Genomic DNA, 18,690 nt, shown 5'->3' on the forward strand with positions numbered 1-18,690 from the left:
CGCCTCGGCCGACGATGGGGCCGTGGAGTCGGAGGGGGCGCCGGCCGGCTCCTCGCCCGAGGTCGTCGAGTCGCGCATGGCGCGCAACCGGGCCCGGCACCGAGCGCGCCGCTCCCGGCTGCAGAAGGTCCTGCTGGCCCTGCTCGGCGCGCTGGTCGTCGTCGCCGGGCTGGCAATCGGCCTGGGCACGTGGCAGGTGGACGACGTGGCGTCGGACGTCGACCGCGTCGAGGACGCCTTCCCCAGCGGTGACCGGCCCGCACCGGCGGAGGCGGACCCGTCGACCGGGCAGGACGCGCTGACCTTCCTCGTCGTGGGCGTGGACCCCTCCGACGTCGCCACTCGCGAGACCCGCGCGGAGGCGGCGCTGCTGGTGCGGCTGACCGGCGACCGGCAGCACGCGCAGGTGGTGACCTTCCCGCTGGACACCTGGGTGGCCGGCACGGGCAGCACGCTCGAGGGCGCGTTCGGTGCGGACGGTCCGCAGGGGGCCGTGCGGGCGGTGGAGACGCTGACCGACGTCCGGGTCAACCACTACGCCGAGCTGGACTACTCCGGCTTCGCCACGGTGACCGACGCGCTGGGCGGGATCACCGTCGACGTCCCGGAGCCCTACGCCAACCGGGGGTACGCGTTCGCGGCCGGTCCGCAGCAGATGGACGGCGCCGCGGCGGTGGCCTACGTGCGCGACGCGAGCGCCGCGACGCGGGCCGGGGCGCCGGCCCGCCAGCAGCGGGTCGTGCAGGCGCTGTTCGCCCGCCTGGGCGAGCGGGGCGCCTTCTCCGACCTGGGGCGGCTGGGCGAGCTGCTGGACTCGGTGACGGGCGCGCTGCAGGTCGACGACTCGCTGGCTTCCGAGGACCTCGTGGCGACCGCCTGGGAGTTCCGCGGCGTCGGGGACCCCGAGTTCGTGGCCGCTCCGGTGGGCGGGCCGGGCGTCGAGGGCGGGACGCCGGTGCAGTACCTCGACGAGGCCCGCGCGGCGGCCCTGTGGGGATACCTGCGCGAGGACTCGCTGGCCGGCCACCTCGGCGAGTTCCGCTGACCGCCGTGGCCCGCGCGTTCGGTCCCCGGTCGCTGTGGGCCACCGTGCCCGTCTACGCGGTGCTGCTGCTGGTGGTGGTCCTCGACGTGCGGGCCGTCGTCTTCTGGGCCCGGGTGGGCGGTTCGCTCGGCATGCCGATCGCGTGGGCGGCGGGGTGCATCGCGCTGCTGGCGCTGCTGCTGCTCGGCTTCGACATGCGGCGGCAGGTGCTGCTGGCGCGGGATCCGGAGGACTGACCGGGACAGGGCCTGTCCTGCGCACCGTGCTCACTGACCTCAACCACCGCAACGGCCCCGCTCCACGGAGGAAATGGGTCGTCCGTTCCCTCGTAGCGACCCCGCGAGCCGACGTGGATTGGGACGCCCTCGGCCATCTGGTCTAAGGGGGCTCGTAGTGTCACAACTGTGCGTGCATACGGACCCGCCAGGCAGTTCGGCCCCAAGGAGCTGTGGCTGTTGTCCTGCAGGCTTCATCGGCGAGGATTGCGACTGCCTGCTCGGCTGCTCAAGGCTCTAAACCTTGTCCTATTCCGCGCTGTTCTTCCTCCGCAGGCCGACGTCGCAGCCGATGTTCGACTGCCTCACATGGCGCTCGGCGTCGTCATCCACCCGAACACCAGCATCGGGCGCAACGTGCGGATCTGGCACGGGGTGACGATCGCCAGCAGCGCGCATCTGGGCACAGCCGACAAGGTCATCATCGAGGATGATGTTGAAATCGGGGCTGGAGCTGTGCTAGTGAACAGGCGGGGCCGGACACTGCGGATCGGTGCGGGGGCAACGATTGGCGCGAACACGACCGTGACCAAGGACGTCCCCAAGGGAGCAGTGGTCGTCAGCGCCCCGGCGCGCGTCCTGGACGAGTCGTTGCGCCGACACGAAGCTGATGGACTCAATCGTGCCGGTGAAGCTGGACCGTGCCGGTGACACCAGCGTTGGCCGTGTATATCCCGTGGCGGGTGCCCGCAACGAAGTCGGTGGCGGCGGCGATGGCGCTCTACGTGCCGGCGTCCCGCTTGACCAGCGAATGCTGTAGCCACTGGAGGAAGCCCGCCACAGCAGTGCCAGCCAATTGGCGTTGTCCCGGAATCGCGGAATGAGGCCGCCGACATGGCCGGCGCCCACCGAGCCGATGGCCTCGGTGAGCACGCCGTCCGCGTTGCCAACGTCCAGGGTGGCCTACCCAGCGACGGCGCGTGCCCGGCCGGACTCGACGGTCCACACCAGGGTGATGCTCCCCCACCCGTGGACGGTGACCTGCCACGCCTGCCCGGCGGCGTTGGTGCGGCCCGTCAGCGCGCTGGAAGTCGTTGGCGGACCCGATGATGGGACGAGCGCACAGACCGGGGCCGGGGCGATGACACCGGCCACTTGAGGGCGAGATGGAAGGCGGCCAGGTGTTGCGGTTGTTGTACCGCTGACCCTCAGCGGAGAGGGCGTGGCGTCGCCGTTGTCGTAGTACGGCACGGCCAGCCGCATGCCGACGTGTGTCTTGTGGCTGGGGTGGCGCGGTGGACGGCGTCGATGGCCGTGTACCCGGCATCGGCGGCGATCGCGCCGGGCGCGTCTGGCCGAGGACGAACGGCAGGATGGCGCCGTAGCGGCCCCAGAGGGCGACGATTGGCGCGTCGAGGTCCGTGGCGTAGCTGGCTCGGTTGCTGGTGTTATTAGCCTCGCCCTGGCGCCACGGCGCGGCGACCACCTGGTTCTTGCCGGGGAGCGCGAGGGCCTTGTCGATCTGGGCGACGGCCAGGGCGTAGAGGTTGATCGGGCCGGTCTGGCCAACGGGCCGTGTAGCTGCCGGTGGAGCCCAACGCGGTGTCGCCGTGCGGGCAGGGCACTAGCAGTACGCGGCGGTTCGTCGGGATGGTGGACTCGTACAGCTTGGCGAAGGTCAGCGCGTGCTCAACGGTCGGCCCGAGCCGCTCGGGTGACAGAGCGACTCGCGGGCGGCCATAACCTGAACGGGGTAGGGGCTGGACAGGTTGGCGAACTGCAGCAACCGCGCGTCCTGCCGTCGAGGGTAGTCGAGGTTGACTCCCTGCCCGCGGTCGAGCATGTTCACTTGGCATACCAGCGGAATGATGTCGAGCCCGACGTCGTCCGTCTTGGTCGCTAGCCCGAGGGTCGCCCTCAGGGACGTGGGGGCGAAGCAAAAGGCACCAACCAAACGCTACTCGCGTCGTCCGGCGGTCAGGAGCAGGCCGACTTCCGAAATCAGCGCGGCCGCCCAACCGCAGACGACAAAGACGTCGCCGCGGTGTATGCCATGGTCCTCGCTGAACGCCAGCAGCACCGGGCCGTCGTTGAGGTAGCGGCCGGTGAGGAGCAGGAACGCGAACGCCGACAGAATTCCTGCCACGACGAGGGCGAATACCCAGCGGAGCACCGGGCCACGGTACGGGGCGTGGTGAGCCCGGCAGTCACCTGCGTTGTCCATGCCCTCCGTTCGGGTCACGCTGCGGCCTGACGCGTCACGACTCCGAGCGTATGACGTGCAGGGCGCCCCACACGATGGCGTCGATCACGGTGTCCGTGACGGGGGCCCGAGCGATGTGGACGAGGTAGGTGATCGGCCCGACGAGGACGGCGTACTCCCCGGCGGTCACCGGTCGGCAGATCCCCTCGAGACTCCCGTTCAGCATGCGGCGACGGTCCTCGACCACGTCCTGGAGGACGGCCTCGGCGGCCGGTTCGCTCGCCGCGGCGGCGATGAGCAGCGCGTACGCCGCCTGCGCAGCAAGGTCCTCGTAGCTGGCCCGTAGTGCCTCGAGGTGGTCACGCAGCGCGCTGCTGGCATCGGACGCCGGAGTGCCCGGCCGGCCGACGCGGCCGCGGACCATCTCGGCCACGAGGTCGACGGGCGTGGGCCAGTAGCGGTACAGGGTCTGCCGTGACACGCCTGCGGTGGTCGCGATCGCGCTGTGGGTCAAGCCGGCGGGGCCGTGCTCCACCAGCAGGGTGCGGGCCACCTCGAGAACGCGTTGACGGGTGCGCGTCACGCGCGGGTCGTCCTTCTCGACCCGGCGGGACGGTTGGGTCGGGTCCCCCCAGGTGGTGAGCGGGGGAGTCATCAGCGGCTCCTCGTGGTGCGCCTCTTGGGCGGGCGCGCCGCGACTGTACGAAACGACACCGATCCGTCTGTTGGACACGCCGTCTCGGAGACGGTTGTGCGCTACTCACCGTGGTCTGATGGCCCCCGTCGGGAACCGGCAGTGAGGAGGCGAGGGTGCTCATCGTGACGCTGATCATCGCGGGGTGGGGCGTGCTCTCGCTCCTCGCCACCAAGGCTTTCCTGCGGGTCTGCCGGTCCGGGGAGTACGAGGACCACAACCGCCACTTCGGCGGGGAGCGCGAGCTCGTGTCGGTCCAGGCGTTCTCGGGTCCGCCCGACCCGGCGTCCGGCGTCTGACCCGAGCGGCTCAGTCGGAGCCCAGCAACCCCGCGCGGGCCTTGGCAGAAAGTGCGGTACGGACGGCGGCGTCGACCTGGTCGCCGAAGGCCGGGTCGCTGTCGGCGCGGGCCAGAACGGCGTCGATCATCTCCGGCACCTGACCGGCGTCCACGGTGAGGACGAGCGTGCCCCCGGCGGCGAGGAAGCGAACGGCGCGCTCGCCGACCGGCACGTCCTGGACGGCCTTCGCCGCGCCGACGTCGTCGGAGATGACCACCCCGTCGAAGCCGAGCTGGTCTCGCAGGACGTCGGTGACAACGGTGGGGGAGAACATGGCCGGCTCAGTCGGGTCCAGCTGCGGATAGGTGGCCGACGACATCATCACGAACGGTGCGGCGTCGGAGTCGGCCAGTTCGCCGAAGAGGGCGACCTGTTCGTCGTCCCGCGTGGTGACGTCGTCGGTGACGTTGGCGCTGTGGTCGGTGTTCTCCTGCGCTCGGCCGAGGCCGGGGAAGTGCTTGAGCGTGGCGGTGACGCCGTGGGAGGCCAGGCCGTCGACGACGGCGCCGGCCGCAGCTTGGACTGCCTCAGGGGTGCTGCCGTACTGGCGGCCGTAGGCGCCGATCGGTGCGTTGCTGTCCTCGGTGCCCTCAGGGACGACGTCGACGACCGGGGCGAGGTCGAGGTTGATCCCGGCGGCGGCCAGGGAGGCGCCGAGCCCGTCGGCGAGGCTCTTCATCTCGTCGGCCGGCAGGCAGCCCTGCTCGACGGCTGGGGGCAAGGCGGCGAAGCCAGGGCCGGAGAGAGTCTGTACGGAACCGCCCTCCTGGTCGGCGGCGACCCAGGGGTCGACGTCCGCGGTGCTCTCGGCCCAGCGGGACGTCGTGGCGGCGAGGGCCTCGGCGGAGGCGGTGCTGCGGCCCTGGAGGAAGACCCCGCCGACGCCGGTCTCGGCGACGAGCGCGTCGGCGGGGGAGAGGTCGCCCAGCGGGACGCCGATGACGAGGAGCTGGGCGACCTGCTGCCGGCGGTCCAGCTTGGCCAGCGCGGCCTCGACCTCATGCTGAGCGGCGTCAGGTGTCGGAGGGGCGCTCACCGTGGCCTCCCTCGTCGGGCTGTCGGTGCTGCTTGTCGGCGAGCCGCCGGAGCAGGCGGTGAGGACGAGGCTCACCAACGTGGCGAGGGTGGCCAGGACGGAGCAGCGGGAGGTGGGCGACCGCATCGGGCCCATTGTCGCGTCCGCCCCTCGGTCGATCGTTGCCGCGGTGCGACCTGCCGGTTCGGTTTACACCTTCTACTCTCAGCGCACCCGCCTTCCCGCGGGTCGTTGTCGTCGATGTGAGCCGTGGAGTGTGGATGCCGCCGGTCGAGTTGAGCTGGGGAGCGGTCACCGCGGTCGGTCAGCGCGAGGACAACCAGGATCGCTACATCGCCGAGCCGCCGATCTTCGCCGTCGCCGACGGCATGGGCGGCCACGTGGGCGGCGCCGCGGCTGCGGAGGCCGTCATCGAGGCGCTCCGCGCGCTCTGCGTCAGTGAGACGACGACGGTCGAGAAGATCCGACTGGCGCTGCAGCGGGCGGACGGCGAGATCCGCGCCTTCCGCGGGCCGGACAAGCAAGGCGCCGGGACGACGGTCGCCGGCGTAGCCCTCGTCAATGAGGGGGACGGCCCGCAGTGGGCGGTTTTCCACGTCGGCGACTCCCGCGTCTACCGCTGGCACAACGGAGAACTGGAGTTGCTCACCACGGACCACTCAGTGGTGCAGGAGCTGATCGATGCCGGTTACATCTCTGACGAAAGCGCTGCCACGCACCCGCAGCGCCACATCATCACCCGGGCTTTGGGTGTTGGTCCTCGCAACGAACCTGACATCGCTCTGCTGCCCGTTGTGCCGGCGGAGCGATTCATCTGCTGTTCAGACGGCCTGACAGGCGAGCTCGACGACGATCGTCTCGCTGAACTGTCAGCCAGCAGTCACCTGGCCGCAGACCTCGCAGCAACGCTCGTCGGGGCCGCAGATGCAACGGGCGCCCGAGACAACGCCACCGTCGTGGCTATCGCTGTGACTGTGCAGGGATAGGACCTGGATCCCGTTCTCCGAGGCGAACGGACGGGTCCCCTGTGACCCTCGGGGCTCCTGCGGTGGCAGGACCACGCAATGACCGACTCAGGGCTCACAATGGAACGGTGCAAGGACCCGCGGACAGTGCTCGACTCTCCAGTCTGCGGCCGGAGTGGCGCGCGGATGGCGCCGGAACACGGTAGCGACCGGCAAGCAGTCCCCCGGGCGAAGGTGGGGCCGCGGGTGGCGCGGCTGACTGCCCGCACGGAGTATGCCGGCCGCCGCACCACCTAGGTCTGTCAACATTCGAGCGCACACGACGAACGTGGGCGCATGGAGAAAGGCGCTGTAGTGCGGGTAACGCTCGTCCATGACTACGCCACACAGATGGGGGGTGCAGAGAGGGTTGTCTGCTCGTGGCTCGAAGCGTTTCCCGATGCTCCGCTCCTGACTTCCGTCGTCGAACCAGCCAAAACATATCGAGCCTTGGCCGAGCGGGTGACCGCGACCAGCTTCCTGCAGCACTGGACGCCCGCGAGGAGAGATCCCCGAAGGGCGGTGCTGGCGATGCCTGCAGCCTTCTCTTCGCTAACCGTCGACTCCAGCACGGACATCGTCCTCGTCAGTTCCTCTGGGTTTGCGCACGGAATCCGAGCAGAGCAGCCTGTGGTCGTGTACTGTCACAGCCCGGCTCGGTGGCTGTGGGCGCACGAGGACTATGCCAAGGGAGCCGGACGAGGCGCCCGTCTGGCGATCAGTTCCGTACGGGCGGTGCAGCGAGGTTGGGACAAGCGAGCGGCCGCGCGTGCCACCACCTACATAGCTAATTCAAGATTCATCCGGGACAGGATCCACCGCGCGTACGGAATCGACGCTGAAGTCGTACATCCGCCGGTGGGTCTGACGCCGAACGGGCCCCTCGCGGCCGTGCCCCACGTTTCGCCAGGATATGTCTTGGCCATTGCTCGCAGTCGGGGCTACAAGAACGTGGAACTCATCACGGAGGCGGTCGCGCAGTTGGGGATGCCGTTGGTGATCGTCGGCGGCCGACGACGCACCGCCAATAGCCGTGGCATGTTCACAGACCTCGACAGGGTCAACGACGAGCAGCTGAGGTGGTTGTATGCCAATGCCTCCGTGTTCGTATCGGCTGGACGCGAAGACTTTGGGTTGACCCCCATCGAGGCCAACGGGTTGGGGACGCCCGTAGTGGCGCTTGGACATGGCGGCGCTCTTGAGACGGTCGTCGACGGGGAGACTGGACTGCACTTCCGTAGCGAGGACCCAAGCGTCCTCGCGGCGACGATCGCTCGTGCTGTGAGGATGCGCTGGGATGAGGACGCTCTGCGGCAGCATGCAGCGTCCTTCAGTCCGCAGTCGCACATGAAGCGTCTCACTCACCTGATGGCACAAGCTCTAGCTTAGACGCGTGCATGGTCGAGGCTTTATTGATCGTCTGTAAGCGACGCCTTCGCTCAGTGGCGAGGCGGATTGCCCCGAGCACGATGGCGGGTCTAGACGGACACTAATCCAGTCAAAATCACGAACGGAGCGGGTGGGAGTGGCTGGGGCCTATTCGGAGACTGCGGTCTCCAGGCGCGTGCGATTTCGGCCAGACATCGAAGGGCTGCGGGCTGTCGCGGTCAGCTTGGTCGTTCTCTATCACGCTGGTGTTCCCTGGCTCTCCGGCGGCTACGTCGGGGTAGACGTGTTCTTCGTAGTCTCTGGCTTTCTCATGACGTCGCTCATCCTGAGAGAGCTGACGCAGACCGGCCGCGTGGATCTGCGATCCTTCTACGCGCGCCGTATCCGGCGACTCCTGCCAGCCGCCGTGCTGGTTCTGCTGGCAACCATCCTGCTGGCAAAGCTGGTGCTTGCTCCGTTAGAGCTCACTGAGCTCTCTCATGCCTCTGTGGCGACCGCCCTCTATGCGTCAAACTTGTGGTTTGCGTTCGCTGGAACCGACTACTTGGCCAGTGACGCACCGTCTGTATTGCAGCACTACTGGTCGCTCGCGGTCGAGGAGCAGTTTTATGTGATTTGGCCGGTAGTGCTCTTGTTCGTGCACCGCGTAGGCAGGGGAAGTAGGAAAGCGTTCGGTCTGGTCGTGGGTCTCGTCGTGCTGGCATCTCTGGCCATGTGCGTGCACCTCACGCAAGTGAGCCAACCGTGGGCGTTCTTCAGCTTGCCGACGCGGGCCTGGGAGTTGGCGGCTGGGGGCTTGGTGGCTCTACTGTCGACCAGTGGGCTTCGGTTCTCGAATACCGTGGGTCGCGTTCTGTCCTGGTTCGGGCTCGCGATCATTTTGACCGCGGCCGCAACGTTCACGGAGGACTTCGCCTTCCCGGGGTGGATGGCCATCGTCCCCGTGATGGGAGCCGTGGCCGCCATCCTGGGTGGCGGACGGCGCATCAACGGATCTGCCGATGTGGTGCTCACCTTGCGGCCGGTGCAATTGGTCGGCAGATTGTCCTACTCGCTTTATCTGTGGCACTGGCCGCTGCTCGTCCTGGCGGCAGCTGGCGTCGGTGAACTGGAACCGGGCGAGCGGACCGTCGTGGTCGCTCTTACCGTGCTTGTCGCATGGGTGACGTATCGCCTGGTGGAGAACCCGATCCGGCGCGCTCGTCCGCTGCAGGCGTCCGCCGTGCGCAACTTCAGCCTCGGCGCCATCCTTACTGCGGCGGGGGTGACTGCCGCCATCCTCGTCGGGGTTCTCCCAAGGCTCGCCACAGACGTGCGTGTAACACCACTCACCTCTGGTGTAGCAGCGACCACGCTACCCGTCTCGACCGTCGTCCCTGCGAACGTCCGCCCGTCACTGCCCGCCGTCCTGGACGACCTCCCGCTGCCCTACGCAAACGGCTGCCATGCCGACTTCCTGGCGGTGGTTCCGCCAGACTGTCGCTTCGGGGACCAGTCTGCTGACCGGTCGATGTTCCTTGTGGGTGACTCTCACGCAGCTCAGTGGTTCCCGGCGATGGATGAATTGGCGCGATCAGATCACTGGGCCTTGACCAGCCTCACGAAGTCGTCCTGCCCAGCGGCGGAGGTGCCAGTTGAGAGTGCCCACCTGGGCCGCCTGTACAGCGAGTGTTCACAGTGGCGGGATGCGGTCGTGCAACGCATAGCCCGCGACCAGCCGGACCTCGTTGTATTGAGCAACTACTCGATGGGCTACCAAGACCTCGTGGTCTCGGGAGGGGCCTTCCTGCGGAATTGGGCTGACGGCCTTCGCAGGTTTGTCGACCAGCTCCCGCAGAGTACGAAAGTCGTGATACTCGGCGACACTCCCAGTTGGCCTGCTCCGCCCGTCAACTGCCTGTCTGCCAACCTAATGGACGCGCAGCGCTGCTCCCAAGATGTCCGGCTGCTTGTTTCTGAGCACATGTACGAAGCAGAGCGATCGGCGGTGGCTGCGACGGCAGGGGCACGCACGGTCTTCGAGCCGACCGCTCCGTGGCTATGCGGTGATGTGTGCAGTCCCCTCGCGGCAGACGTGGTGGTGTACCGGGATCGGCACCACGTGACCGCGACCATCGCCGAGCTCCTCGTGCAGCGCCTGCGTACCGCCGTCGGCGTCATGCACTGATCGGATCCGGTCGTACCTGTAAGAGCTGGGCGCGCACATACGTCGACCGGGGCAGCGGACGTCATCGAGGAGTAGGCGATCTCAAGACGACAGTGCGCCTGGACCGATGTCGTAGAGCCCGGGGGCAACCGCATCGAGGGTGTGGCTCGCTACCAGAACGATAACGTCGCTGCCTCAGGGGAGCGACGCCTGTGTGTTCTCGTGCGCCCGGGGGCAGCTATCAGCCTCCAGTCGTGAGGGTGCCTCATTCGTATGCCCGAAGGCGGCCTTGGCGTGACGACTCGCAGCGACTCCAACGATCGCTGCAACAGTCGTCATCGGTGCCGACAAGGACCAGTACTGCGCCGTCAGCATTGCAACCAAGAGACTCAGAAGGCATGCTGCGCCAGCCTTGCTGGTTCGATCCGCGCTGCGCCCAAGGAAGAGGACCGTTGCGAGAAGCATGCCAATGAAGAAGGCCGCGCCCAGAAAACCGATTTGCACAGCGACCATCAGGTAGCCATTGTCGGTGGTAAGCACACCGAGTGGTGCTTCAGCCGGGAACTGCTGGCTGATGGGACCGCTGGCGCCCAATCCCGCGCCGAGTGGATGCTGCACGGCTGCTTCGATGGACCGAGGGAGTGTTGCGTCGAGGCGGGCGTTGTACGACTCGTCAGTAGCCAAATTCGCAAGAGTCGCGGCGCGCTCCAGCGCTGCCTCGAGACGCGGGATGTGTGTCACGCTCAGGAGACCGAACACCGCCGCGAGCGTTGAGCTGACTATGAGGACGAGCGTTCCGACGCGCCTGATGACGCTCCGTCCCCCCCACCACAACAGCGCCCCCAGGCCAGCAACCGTCCCCGCGATCAACGCGGTGCGAGTGAAGGTCAACAACGTGACGAGGTAGAGCGTCCCTGAGACGGCCAAGCACGCCGTACGTGCACGACCAGTGGACATGAGTCCCAAGGCAAGCGCCGCAGGCGACGTTCCGGCCAAGAAGAGGCCAAAATCCTGGTTGGTGGCGAAAATGCTCGGGAGGCGGATGAACTCCCCTGCCTCGTAGGTCGACTGGCTGGCCACCGCTTGTGCGACCTCGGCAGGCGTCAGTCCGGTCAGCGATTGCCGGACGGCCCAGGCGATTGCTGCAGCAATGACCAATCCAAGGCTCATGAGTATGGCTCGCGTCGCGCGGTCTGCCCTCGGCACGTCCTCTTGGCTACGTGGAGTCACCACCCCCGCAAAAGCCAAAGTCGCTACGACAGGAAACACCAGCGCGAGCCAGCCGCGCATCGTGAACTGAGGCGAAACCAGTACCGTGGCCGCCGCCCAGATGGTGCTGAGCAGCATGAATAGTGCGCCGGGGATAACGACGGATCGCGGGAGACGTAGACGGGTGCCGACGGTGAGCGCTGTTGCTGTCAGGGTCACCACGCCCACCTGTCCCGCCACGCCGGCGGCTGGAGTTATTCGCTCCAGGAAACCGGAAAAACTGGTCAGGAGGAGTGATGAGACGGCGGCCGTTGCAGCCATGCCGATACGTAGAACGGCCCAGCAGCCCGCGGACAGCGCTGCAAGGGCCGCGAAGGCCGCCCCGACTGCGGTGGCGCTGAGAGACGCTGTAGCCAGCGCTGCCAGCGTGGCGCAGGCGATGGTGCACACCACGATCCGGGAGTCCCTCACCGACAGTGCCCCCCTCGACCCAGTAGCGTATCTCGGCTCGCCACAGCGTACGTAAGTACGAGTGGCTTCTCCTGCAGGGTGCGGCCCAACGCGGGTGTTGCGGCGTCCATCCGAACCGCAGAGGGACCACGCCCGAGGAGGCCCGGTGCGCGTCTCGACGGTTGACAACCTCGAAGGACCCGGGCATCTCCTGCGCCTTCGCGCGACTCGTTCGGACACCGCCGCCGTGTCGACGGTCGTAGGATTGGCCTCTAGCGCCTTGGCCGGCAGACGCGCCATCGACGCACATTCGCGCCTGCTGCTAGTTGGCAGCTCTACGGTTGATGTGACCGATGTGATGCCCGTGCTGGCTGTGACGAGTGAAGTCTGTCGGTGGTGGCGTCCGCCTATCATGCCGTGTTGGCGCGCTTGGGTTGGCCAGGCGGGCGATCCGCCATCGTCGAAGGTGCTGATCTTGCGCGTATTGCTCTACGGTGTGAACTCGACCAATAAGGGCGCTCAGTTGCTCCTGGCCGCTGCGAGTCAACGACTGGCGGCGGCCGGGCACCGCGTTGTTGTCAATGCCCGTGACGTTGACCGGGGCACGCGGGATGAACTAGGACTCGTAGGCCTCGTGGCCATGGACAGGCTGGGTAAATTTAGGAGTGGTGGCCTGAACCTGCTGCCCCCTTGGTCCACCAGTGGTCTGCGGTACGCGCCGGATGATCATTACGACTATGTACTCGATGCGTCGGGCTACAGCCTGACGGACTCATGGGGAATGGCGCCTGTTGTCGCTCGCCTCAGGCGCATATCAAGGTGGACTCGTCGCGGCGTGGGTATGGGTCTACTGCCACAGGCTCTCGGTCCGTTCAACCGGCCGGACGTGGCTTCGGGCGCGCGGCAGGTGCTGTCAGCAGCGGAGTTCGTCTACGCACGCGACGAGAGGTCGGCTGATTATGCGCACGCAATCCTCCCAGGTCTGCAGGTTTCGCGGGTTCCCGACATCACGGTGACACTCCACGTTGAACCTCGACGGGACCTCGCCAACGCCGTCGTCCTGGTTCCGAACTGGAACCTGGCCGCTCGGGGCGGAACCGATGGACGCGCCCGATACATCCGTTCACTGGTAGAGCAGGTGCGGGGGCTACGCGATCGGCGACGGCACGTCGTCGGCTTGTGCCACGAGGGACCTCGTGATGCCGAGATCCTTCGAGCAGTGTCCGAACAAGTCGGGGGTTTGCAAGTCGTGTCGCCGAATTCCGGGCTCGAGGCCAAAGGTTTCATCGCCGGTGCCGATCTGGTCATCGCGGGCAGGTACCATGCCCTGGTCAGTTCCTTCTCGGCCGGAGTTCCGGCAATTGGACACAGCTGGTCGCACAAGTACGCCGCACTCATGGCTGATTATCAGGTGGATCGGGGGCTCGCTGACCCATACGAGTCCGAAGATACGCTCGCCTTGGTCGATGCGCTTGACCCAACGGCCACGCGCGCAGGGCTCAAAGCCGCGCAAGCGGATCTGGAAAAGGGTCAGGATCTTCTCTGGCGAGACGTTCTCGAGCGCCTCGATCAGCACCAGTGGCGCCGGTGAGCGGGGAGACACCGCGAGCGGAGAGGCGAGGTAGCTCGGCGCTGCTGCTCTTAGAGAGTATTCTCCGAATGGGCAGCGGCTTCGTGGTGGCCGTCCTGGTCGCTAGAACCTATGGCCCTGAGGGCCTGGGACTGGTCACGACGGCCGTTGCTGCAGTCACGATCGTAATGGGGTTTTCCGCGCTTGGGCTGAGCGGCGTACTCGTTCGTGAGCTGGTGGATTCGGGTGTCGAGGGCCTGCGGCTCGTGTCGACTGTCGCCACCGCCAAGCTAATCGCTGGAACCGTGTTGCTGGCAGGGCTCATGACGAGCCTCACCATCCTCTCCACGCATCCAGGTGTGGTCTCGCTCGCCATGGTCATCGCAACTGGCTTCTTGTTCTCAGCACTTGACCCAGTAGACGCTCTCTATCAGGCCAGAAACGAATTCCATCGCCTCGTTGTGCTACGACTGGTCGGACTATGCTTGTCCGCTGGACTCAAGATCTCCGTAGCAGTGTCCGGCGCGCCGCTCATCTGGGTGGCTATTGGATATGCGCTCGACTACTGCCTTCTGTATCTCTTGCCAGTAGTCGACTTCGCAGTGCGGCAGGCTGAGGGATGGCGCGGCACGGATGAGGTAATTCGCGTTGATATGGGACTCTTGCACGGGTTGCTGCGTAAGAGTTGGCCAATTCTGGTGTCGGGCGGACTCGCCCAATTGAATCTCAAGGCGGATGCCCTACTGATTGCAGGGCTGGCATCGGTCAGCAGCGTGGGCGCCTATTCTGCCGCGACGCGATTGTCAGAGGCGTGGTCTGTTCTCGCCATGGCGATAGTCACGGCGCGATTCCCGACGCTGGTGCGCATGTCCAAGGGCGACGCCGTTGCCTATGGTGCAGCGCTGTCCGGTCTGTTGCGTAGGCTCATCTGGACCGCCGTCTGCGGAGCCGTCCTTATTTCAATGGTGGCGCCGTACGTCGTCGGGCTCGTATATGGAAGTGGATTTGACCGGGCGGCTGACGTGCTTCGGTGGCACGTGTTCGGCGGCGTATTTCTCTTCGTCCGTACGGCGGTGTCCCGTTGGCTCATAGTCGAGGGCCTCTACAAGCTGTCGCTCGTGTCGCACGGGGCCGGCGCGCTCATGAACATCGCGCTGAATCTGGCCTTGGTACCCGCGATCGGCATCATCGGGGCCGCCTGGGCGTCTGTGCTCTCTTACGCGGTGAGCGGGGTCGGATTCCTCGTCCTCACGAAGCGCTCCCGACCGATGTTTCAAATGATTCTGATTTCCTGCGTGCCGAAGCAACTGTCGGGCGGTCTGGCTGGCCGACTAGCGCACGAGATGGCCACCTCTAGAAGGCAGGTAGACGCGTGAGAGCCCGTATATCAGCGGTATTCAACGCAATCGAGCACATGGCCATCCGTCGCGTGCGACTGCCCGGGTGGCATCGGCTTGCTGTACTGCTGCAGATGGTCTCCCACTGGAGGGAGGCGGCGGCCGTAGCGTGGGGGCGCGCGATGACGATGGAAGGAGCCGCGCACGCGCAGGTCACGGAGCTGCGTCGTGGGATTCACAGAATCGAGAAGGGGCTCATTATGCAGCCCCGTCGTATCCCCTTCGGGCGCGCTATCGTACCTGAGGTTGTCGACCGGCTCCGCCGTCTGGACGCTGGAGGCGTCTTGCCCGTAGAGGACCGGGCGTGGGCCATAGGGGTTCTGGTTGAGTACTTCAAGGTCCATGCGGAAGTTGACGAACCGTGGCTCCACGCGGCCCGCTCGTGCTTCCGTGTCGGCGATGACCAGACGGGGCAGGTGCAGTTGGCCCCGGCCCCACGATCCAGCTACGCAAGAAGTTCGGTGACGCTGGACGAGTTGCGCGGACTGGCGCGTCGACGTCGGTCGGTCAGGTGGTTTTCCCCTCAGCTGGTCGAGCCTGCGGTGGTCGATGCCGCTCTTGATGTCGCGCGGGAGGCTCCAAGTGCCTGCAATAGACAGAACGTCCGTTTCCACCTCATCTACGGCTGCGATGCCACGGAGCCCGTGCTGGCCACCGCCGGTGGAACCAGGGGATTCAGTCACCAGGTGCCGTGTGTAGCTGTCGTCATCGGGAGTCTGGCCGGCTACAGGCACGCCTTCGACAGGCACGCGATCTTCGTCGACGGGGGCCTGGCGTCCATGGGCCTACTACTCGCCCTCGAATCGCAAGGGTTGTCGTCATGCTGCATCAACTGGCCGGACCAGAGTAGTCGATACCGGGATCTCCAGCGGTACGTCCCGCTGGGCCGGGACGAGCAGGTAATCATGCTTATCGCGATCGGGTATGCGGATCAGGAGGGCCTCATACCCAGTTCGCACAAGCGGAGCCTCGAGGTGTTGAGGAGTCGCCACGGTGAGACCTGACCTGCGGGGTTCTGTGGAGGTCGCGGTGCCAGGCCGGGTGGTCGTCCTGAGCCACACGGCCGTGCTCTCCGGCGGTGAAATCGCGTTGTTGGAGGCAATGAGGTGCGGGGCCCTCCCGGGCGCGAGGGTCGTTTCCGACGAGGAGGGCGACTTCACCGCTGCCCTCCGTGAACTGCCAGACGTGTCCGTGAGCGTCTCGGCGGCGAGATCGCCAAGAATTGGACGACGCGGGCGGTTGATTAGTCTCATTCGTCGCGCCTGGTTCGTGCGAAGGGAGTACGCCGACGTCCTGGACGACGAACGTCCGGACACTGTGTATGCGAATACTCTCCGTAGCGCACTCGTGGCCGCGACGCTTCCGCGGCGTTCGGGCCGACTGTTCGTGTTCCACGTCAGAGACCAGCTGTCGGAGGCGTACCTCGGTTGCGTGCGAGCCAAGATCATCCGCGCCCTTCTCCGACGCCGAGTCGACGCCTGGATAGCAAACTCCTCGTCAACGCTCGCCTCGATCGGCGCTCTGAGCACTCCCCACGCCGTCATCCCCTCGCCAGTGGCGGATGCCTTCTTCGAGGTCCCTGCCCTCGCAGCGCCGCGAGTCCCCGCTCACGTCGTCATGGTCGGCCGCCTCGCGCAATGGAAGGGGCAGCACCGCTTCCTGGAAGCGCTTTCGCTTCTTAATGAGGTCACGACTGACTGGCGAGCGACCGTGGCTGGTGGAGCCCTGTTCGGGGAGCACGACTACGAGGCGTCCCTGAAACGTCTGGCTCGGGAGTTGCGTATCGACGATCGGGTCCACTTCGCTGGCCACGTGGTCGACGTGCCAGGTCTGATGAGTGACGCAGACGTAGTAGTGCACTGCAGTCAAATCCCTGAGCCTTTCGGTCAGGTGGTGGTGCAGGCAATGGCAGCCGCTCGTCCAGTGGTCGCGGCCGACGCCGGCGGCCCCGCAGAGGTGGTCCGGCATGGCGTGACGGGTCTTCTCGTGGACGCTGCAGAGGCCGCGGATATAGCTGGCGCAATAGCGAGGGTGATTGCGGACCCCGGCGCTGCGCGGGCCATGGCGAGGGCTGCGCGCCGTGATGCAGAAGTGTACCGAGCTCCAGCGGTGTCGGACGCGGTCAACGAGTTCCTCAGGCGGTTGCAATGACGAAACGACTGCTTCTCGTGGCCGCCCCATTGATGACGAGAGGGGGCGTCTATCGATCAACGGTGGAGACCGTCGAGGAGGCGCGTGGCCGCGGCTGGGACTGGAACGCTCTCGTGGGGTTCAGACGAGGGCAGGTGACGCCACACGACGGTCAACTCCCGCCCGGGATCCATCAACTGCCGGATCTGCCGCAAGGTCCCCGGGCGGTTGCACGGCTCGCGAGGGTCCTGAGGGCCCACCCACTCGTCCGCGCGAGTGACGCTGTGGTGACGCTGTTGCCACAGAGTGACCAGGCCATGGCTTTATGGCCACCTGGCGTGAGACGACCCCGCTGGTATGTGTTCCTCCGAGGGCTTCCGTGGCCGGACCGAACAGAGGCAGGCGCAGCCAAGCGCCTTCTGTGGAGGGCGTTCGAGCGATCGGCTTGGAGCCGGGCCGACGGATGCTGGGTCACCACGCCAGTGCTAGCGGAGCACACGGGCTTGGCGGCGCCGACGCTGGTACCCGCTGGCGTGAGAGAGCAGCCGCGGAGTCATTTCGAACTGCGCGCTGCCCCTACGGTGGCCTGGGCCGCGCGGATGTCCCAAGATAAGGACCCCTTTCTCTTCGTTGATGCCATGGCGGGCGTGGATGCGCGCGTAGTGATGCACGGGGATGGTCCGCTTAGGACTGACGTCATGGCTCGCGCCCGCGCCGGCGTGGCGCTGCCCGGCTGGTCGGCCCCGTCTTCGTTATGGGAGGACGCGGACGTCTACGTGGGGACGTCCCATCGGGAGGCTTTCGGGCGCAGTGCGGTAGAGGCGGCCATGAACGGCTTGCCCGTAGTCGTGAGCGCACAATTCGGTGTAGCTCCACTGCTGTACCGCGATGGCGAACTCTTCCGTCGGTTCGTCATGCCCACCCGCGACCCCGCGGTGTGGCGTCTGGCGGTCGAGGCCCTGCTGGGGGACCCTGCCCTGTGGAAACGCGTCTCTGATCACGTCGCAGCCAATGCTCGCGCCCTCACGATCGCCGCCTCGGTCGACGCCATCGCGATTCGTACGGATCTGCCCGGGCACACCCACTAGGTGTGTCGAGCCATCAGGCCGGTGTCAGGCGGCTAATCGGTGGCATTTCGCCGATCGGGCTGTGGGTGGCGTTGAGTGTTGTAGTGCTCGATGCAGGGGACGCGGGCGGGGGCGCTCGTCGTTGCTAGTGGGGACCGCGGGGTAGGCCGACTCGGTGACCAAGGTGCGGTTAAGGCGTTCGACCTTGCCCTTCCGCGAGGGGCAGTGCGGCTTGATGAACTTGGGCAGGGCTCCGAGCGAGGCGCGCGCGGAGGAGTAGTTGAAGGCCCAGGCGTTGTCGGCCATCACTCGCTCGATGCGGTAGATGCTCTGGGCGGCGAAGCAGGCCCCGGCTCGTGGGCCAGGAAGCCAGGGCAGATGGCGCCCCTGTCATCGGGCGGCATTCCGGAGTAGGCCAGGCGGGGTGAGGCAATTGAGCGGGAGTTGACGTAGTAGTAGCCGACTCCGGAGGCCCGGTGTGCGGCTGGTGCTTCCGACGGCGCGGCCGTGGTCGCCAGCCTCCGCCGTCGGGATGGGGCCGAGCTTCTTGACGTCCATGGGCACCAGTTCGCCGGGCCGGACCCGCTTGTAGCGGGTCCGCGGTTTGCTTCGTGGACGGGGTCACCACACCGGTCATCCGGTTCAAACGCACAGCCGAGGCTGCCCGCGACGTATCAGCACCCGAGATACGGTGCGGGCCGACCCCCAGCTTGGCGCCCGATTCAGGCTGGGCCCGGACGCTCCCCGGCGGCGTAGCTCGGCGATGCGGTCCTCCACCTCAGCGGCGGTTCGGC

16 protein-coding genes are annotated in these 18,690 nt (G+C 66.8%); 12 read left to right on the forward strand and 4 right to left on the reverse strand.

Annotated elements, in window-relative coordinates; translation table 11 throughout:
• Positions 1–22 precede the first annotated feature (22 nt).
• The 3 genes from ACI789_RS18420 to ACI789_RS18430 all read left to right on the forward strand — a co-directional run bounded on the left by ACI789_RS18420 (position 23) and on the right by ACI789_RS18430 (position 1,971).
• The gene (locus ACI789_RS18420) at positions 23–1,045 is read left to right on the forward strand and encodes an LCP family protein (protein ID WP_457010816.1); all 1,023 of its coding nucleotides are present in this window, start codon (positions 23–25) and stop codon (positions 1,043–1,045) included.
• Positions 1,046–1,050: 5 nt separating this feature from the next.
• Positions 1,051–1,281 carry a hypothetical protein gene (locus tag ACI789_RS18425; RefSeq protein ID WP_457010817.1) on the forward strand — a complete coding sequence of 77 codons (231 nt, stop codon included), beginning with the start codon at positions 1,051–1,053 and terminating at the stop codon, positions 1,279–1,281.
• A 348-nt stretch (positions 1,282–1,629) separates the two neighbouring features.
• Entirely contained in the window at positions 1,630–1,971 is a 342-nt protein-coding gene (locus ACI789_RS18430) for a hypothetical protein (protein WP_457010818.1), read from the forward strand.
• Positions 1,972–3,217: 1,246 nt separating this feature from the next.
• On the opposite strand, the gene ACI789_RS18435 is transcribed toward ACI789_RS18430, so the two are convergent.
• Together ACI789_RS18435 and ACI789_RS18440 are read right to left on the reverse strand one after the other, a co-directional pair.
• Positions 3,218–3,433, reverse strand: a complete 216-nt coding sequence (locus ACI789_RS18435; RefSeq protein WP_457010819.1) for a hypothetical protein — start codon at positions 3,431–3,433, stop codon at positions 3,218–3,220.
• Positions 3,434–3,518: 85 nt separating this feature from the next.
• A complete protein-coding gene (locus ACI789_RS18440; protein ID WP_457010820.1) occupies positions 3,519–4,196 on the reverse strand; it encodes a TetR/AcrR family transcriptional regulator in 678 nt (225 codons plus the stop codon).
• Between the two features lie 77 nt (positions 4,197–4,273).
• On the opposite strand from ACI789_RS18440, the gene ACI789_RS18445 reads away from it, so the two are divergent.
• On the forward strand, positions 4,274–4,456 hold the full coding sequence (locus tag ACI789_RS18445) for a hypothetical protein (protein ID WP_457010821.1): 183 nt from the start codon (positions 4,274–4,276) through the stop codon (positions 4,454–4,456).
• 10 nt (positions 4,457–4,466) lie between these two features.
• Here the strand turns inward: ACI789_RS18445 and ACI789_RS18450 are convergent, their stop codons facing one another.
• Complete coding sequence (locus ACI789_RS18450) at positions 4,467–5,660, reverse strand: glycoside hydrolase family 3 N-terminal domain-containing protein (RefSeq protein WP_457010822.1); 1,194 nt, start codon at positions 5,658–5,660, stop codon at positions 4,467–4,469.
• A gap of 134 nt (positions 5,661–5,794) precedes the next feature.
• Here ACI789_RS18450 and ACI789_RS18455 point away from each other — a divergent pair, with 134 nt between their 5' ends.
• The 3 genes from ACI789_RS18455 to ACI789_RS18465 all read left to right on the forward strand — a co-directional run bounded on the left by ACI789_RS18455 (position 5,795) and on the right by ACI789_RS18465 (position 10,094).
• Positions 5,795–6,520, forward strand: a complete 726-nt coding sequence (locus ACI789_RS18455) for a PP2C family protein-serine/threonine phosphatase (protein WP_457010823.1) — start codon at positions 5,795–5,797, stop codon at positions 6,518–6,520.
• Positions 6,521–6,835: 315 nt separating this feature from the next.
• Positions 6,836–7,927: a glycosyltransferase gene (locus ACI789_RS18460; RefSeq protein ID WP_457010824.1), complete on the forward strand. Its 1,092-nt coding sequence runs from the start codon at positions 6,836–6,838 to the stop codon at positions 7,925–7,927.
• Positions 7,928–8,102: 175 nt separating this feature from the next.
• Positions 8,103–10,094 carry an acyltransferase family protein gene (locus ACI789_RS18465; RefSeq protein ID WP_457010851.1) on the forward strand — a complete coding sequence of 664 codons (1,992 nt, stop codon included), beginning with the start codon at positions 8,103–8,105 and terminating at the stop codon, positions 10,092–10,094.
• Between the two features lie 174 nt (positions 10,095–10,268).
• Here ACI789_RS18465 and ACI789_RS18470 read toward each other — a convergent pair whose 3' ends face one another.
• Positions 10,269–11,735: an O-antigen ligase family protein gene (locus ACI789_RS18470; RefSeq protein WP_457010825.1), complete on the reverse strand. Its 1,467-nt coding sequence runs from the start codon at positions 11,733–11,735 to the stop codon at positions 10,269–10,271.
• A 163-nt stretch (positions 11,736–11,898) separates the two neighbouring features.
• Here ACI789_RS18470 and ACI789_RS18475 point away from each other — a divergent pair, with 163 nt between their 5' ends.
• From ACI789_RS18475 to ACI789_RS18495, 5 genes are all read left to right on the forward strand, one after another.
• On the forward strand, positions 11,899–13,323 hold the full coding sequence (locus ACI789_RS18475; protein ID WP_457010826.1) for a polysaccharide pyruvyl transferase family protein: 1,425 nt from the start codon (positions 11,899–11,901) through the stop codon (positions 13,321–13,323).
• On the forward strand, positions 13,320–14,678 hold the full coding sequence (locus ACI789_RS18480) for a flippase (protein ID WP_457010827.1): 1,359 nt from the start codon (positions 13,320–13,322) through the stop codon (positions 14,676–14,678). The genes ACI789_RS18475 and ACI789_RS18480 overlap by 4 nt, the downstream gene beginning before the upstream one ends.
• A 143-nt stretch (positions 14,679–14,821) precedes the next feature.
• On the forward strand, positions 14,822–15,703 hold the full coding sequence (locus tag ACI789_RS18485) for a nitroreductase family protein (protein WP_457010828.1): 882 nt from the start codon (positions 14,822–14,824) through the stop codon (positions 15,701–15,703).
• Positions 15,693–16,850, forward strand: a complete 1,158-nt coding sequence (locus ACI789_RS18490; RefSeq protein WP_457010829.1) for a glycosyltransferase family 4 protein — start codon at positions 15,693–15,695, stop codon at positions 16,848–16,850. Before ACI789_RS18485 ends, ACI789_RS18490 begins: the two co-directional genes overlap by 11 nt.
• Positions 16,851–17,146: 296 nt before the next feature.
• Positions 17,147–17,917, forward strand: a complete 771-nt coding sequence (locus ACI789_RS18495) for a glycosyltransferase (protein WP_457010853.1) — start codon at positions 17,147–17,149, stop codon at positions 17,915–17,917.
• Positions 17,918–18,690 lie beyond the last annotated feature (773 nt).

This window comes from Geodermatophilus sp. SYSU D00965 (assembly GCF_054050075.1).

What these genes read in the sequence shown, in the direction of transcription:
- ACI789_RS18485 (WP_457010828.1), top strand. Translation starts at nt 14,822, where the DNA reads ATGACGATGGAAGGAGCCGCGCACGCGCAGGTCACGGAGCTGCGTCGT.
- ACI789_RS18430 (WP_457010818.1), top strand. Translation starts at nt 1,630, where the DNA reads ATGGCGCTCGGCGTCGTCATCCACCCGAACACCAGCATCGGGCGCAAC.
- ACI789_RS18455 (WP_457010823.1), top strand. Translation starts at nt 5,795, where the DNA reads ATGCCGCCGGTCGAGTTGAGCTGGGGAGCGGTCACCGCGGTCGGTCAG.
- ACI789_RS18460 (WP_457010824.1), top strand. Translation starts at nt 6,836, where the DNA reads ATGGAGAAAGGCGCTGTAGTGCGGGTAACGCTCGTCCATGACTACGCC.
- ACI789_RS18495 (WP_457010853.1), top strand. Translation starts at nt 17,147, where the DNA reads ATGGCTTTATGGCCACCTGGCGTGAGACGACCCCGCTGGTATGTGTTC.
- ACI789_RS18450 (WP_457010822.1), bottom strand. Translation starts at nt 5,660, where the DNA reads ATGCGGTCGCCCACCTCCCGCTGCTCCGTCCTGGCCACCCTCGCCACG.